This is a genomic window from Peterkaempfera griseoplana (genome assembly GCF_001418575.1).
Lineage (GTDB): Bacteria > Actinomycetota > Actinomycetes > Streptomycetales > Streptomycetaceae > Peterkaempfera > Peterkaempfera griseoplana.
Window position 1 is genome coordinate 1 of sequence record NZ_LIQR01000006.1, and the last position, 1,217, is coordinate 1,217.

General features: G+C 75.2%; 1 protein-coding gene and 1 pseudogene. Both read left to right on the forward strand.

Annotated elements, in window-relative coordinates; all coding sequences use genetic code 11:
• A partial coding sequence (locus AOK09_RS00415; protein ID WP_169796975.1) for an NAD(P)/FAD-dependent oxidoreductase occupies positions 1–852 on the forward strand: 852 nt, incomplete at both ends.
• 109 nt (positions 853–961) lie between these two features.
• Positions 962–1,217, forward strand: a pseudogene (locus AOK09_RS00420) (ATP-binding SpoIIE family protein phosphatase); the annotation flags it as partial.

Genomic DNA, 1,217 nt, shown 5'->3' on the forward strand with positions numbered 1-1,217 from the left:
TCGTCTTCGTCGGCGGCGGCTACGCCGGGGTGGAGGCACTGGCGGAGCTGGAGGACATGGCCCGCTACGCCACCCGCTACTACCACAACGTCACCGCCGACGACCTGCGCTGGGTCCTCGTCGAGGCCACCGACCGCATCCTCCCGGAGGTCAGCCCGGAACTGGGCCGCTACACCGTCTCCGAACTGCGCGGCCGCAACATCGAGGTACGCCTCGGCACCAGGCTGGAGTCCCTCACCGACCGGATCGTGGTCCTCTCCGACGGCAGCCGCTTCGCCGCCCGCACCCTCGTCTGGACCGCAGGCGTCCGCCCTGCCCCCGTCCTCGCCGACTCCGGCCTGCCCCGGGACCGGAACGGCCGCGTCCGCTGCGAGCCCACCCTGCGGATCAGCGGCCTCCAGGACGCCTGGTCGGCCGGGGACTGCGCCGCCGTCCCCGACCCCGGCCGCCCCGGTGAGTACTGTGCCCCCAACGCCCAGCACGCCGCCCGGCAGGGCACCCTGGTCGGTGACAACGTCGTCGCCTGCCTGCGCGGCGAGGCACAGACCCCCTACCGGCACTCCGGCGGCGGAGCGATGGCCACCCTGGGCCGGCACAAGGGCGTCGCCCAGCTCGGCGGGCGCCGAATCACCGGCCGCCCGGCCTGGCTGATCCACCGCGCCTACCACCTCAGCCGGATGCCGACCTTCAACCGCAAGGCCCGCGTCCTCGCCGACTGGATCCTGGCCGGGCTCTCCACCCGGGAGATCGTCTCGCTGGGCTCACTGGAGCATCCCCGCGCCGAATTCGAGGCCGCCATGGGCAGCCGCCCCCTGCGCCCACCGCAGCCCGAGCCGCCGACACGGCCGGGCGNNCCGGCCACGGCCGCCGATCCGATCGGTCACACTGATCCATGACCCCGCGTGCGACAGCGCATGCGAGGAGTGACGAGTCCGAGGAACGCGAGGAAGCAGCGGTCGTCTTGAATCTCACGCGCTGGAGCGCCCGGCTCCCCGGAGCACAGCGGCGAACCGCCCCGCAGCAGGCGGGCGAGCGGTCGCCCGGCCCCGCCGACGCCTCCGGCACGGCAGCGGTCCCCCTCGCCCGGCCGGGCCTGGGCGCCACCGCCGACGACCGGGACGGCCACGGACCGGACAGCCAGGGACTCCGCGGGGAGGGACGCGACGGCGACCCGCACGCAGGCGGGCACGAGCTCTCCGTCCACGACGTCCTCGCCC